Annotated in this window: 2 protein-coding genes; both read left to right on the plus strand. The window is 29.8% G+C overall.

The annotated features are described in order from the left end of the window. Positions 1-471, plus strand: a 471-nt coding sequence (locus AWE51_RS23300; RefSeq protein WP_232517445.1) for a YHS domain-containing (seleno)protein, incomplete at its 5' end; no start/stop codon positions are given. 488 nt (positions 472-959) lie between these two features. After that, positions 960-1,203, plus strand: a 244-nt coding sequence (locus AWE51_RS23305) for a hypothetical protein (protein ID WP_066319018.1), incomplete at its 3' end; no start/stop codon positions are given.

A 1,203-nucleotide genomic window follows, 5' to 3' on the forward strand; every position in this document is an offset into this window, starting at 1 on the left:
AAAAAAATGAAAAATTTATTTAAATCAACAATAGTAGTACTAGCTTTATTAGTAAGTACAGTAAGTTTTGCTCAAGATAAAAAAGCAAACAATATCGATGACAGTAAAATAGGATTACAAGGTTATAGCCCCGTATCTTATTTAGATTTAGGACTAGCTCAAAGAGGAGCAAAGCAATTTAAATCCACTCATAATAAGATCGCTTATTACTTTACTTCTGAAGATCAGAAAAAGACTTTTGATAGCAATCCGCAAAAATACATGCCACAATATGGTGGGTTTTGTGCCTTCGGTGTGTATGCAGGAGCAAAATTTAGAGTAGACCCAACAAAATTTGTTGTAAATAATGGAAAATACTATTTATTCTTAAATGATGTCGAAGTTGACGCAAAACAACTATGGATCTCAGAAAAAGAATCTAAACTTTTAGCTACTGCTAATAAAAATTGGAATGGTCTAAAAACAAAATAATATTTGATTAGTGATTTTTTTCATGTTCTTGGCATGCTGATTCTAGAATCAGCATGCCTTTACTTTTATTCTCTTTTTTTGTTATCCTGAGAGTATATAATTGCTGTTTTAAGATTTTGATTATTGGTAGTAAACCTCCATAAACCTGAGTCAGTAACTTCGCAACAAGCATAATATAATAAAACGAATAGATTGAGAAATTTAAGATTATTAATCTCATATAAAGATATCATATAAGCTATTAAAATATTGTAATAAATTTTGTTTAGAAAAGGTATGGAGTTAAAATCCATACCTTTTTTTGTTGTATTAATTTCAAGTTTAACTCTAGAAATATCTAATTGATTATTGATCTAACTAAGATTCCTATTTTCAGCGTTTTTTTAATCCAGAAAGTACAATTTTTTGCGTTTTTTTTGTAGGTAAAAACCCTTATTGTCCTTCTAACTTTGCCCCTATAATTAAAACATTAATCTAAAAATTATAAAATGGATATTAAATCAAAAGTTGCAGAAATGGACAGTGTGGTATCAACAGGAGCTATAGTAGACGCAGTTCAACAATTTTTTGCAGACAACGCTTCAACATCAGACTACAATGGTGGAACAACTATTAACAAAGAACAAATGGTTCAAAAAATGGAAGGATTTGCCGGTGCAATTGCACAAGTAAACGGAATTACTCATCATGCTACTATAGTTGATGGTAATGAATCTGCCTCAGAGTTCACCT

This window comes from Aquimarina aggregata (genome assembly GCF_001632745.1).
GTDB lineage: Bacteria > Bacteroidota > Bacteroidia > Flavobacteriales > Flavobacteriaceae > Aquimarina > Aquimarina aggregata.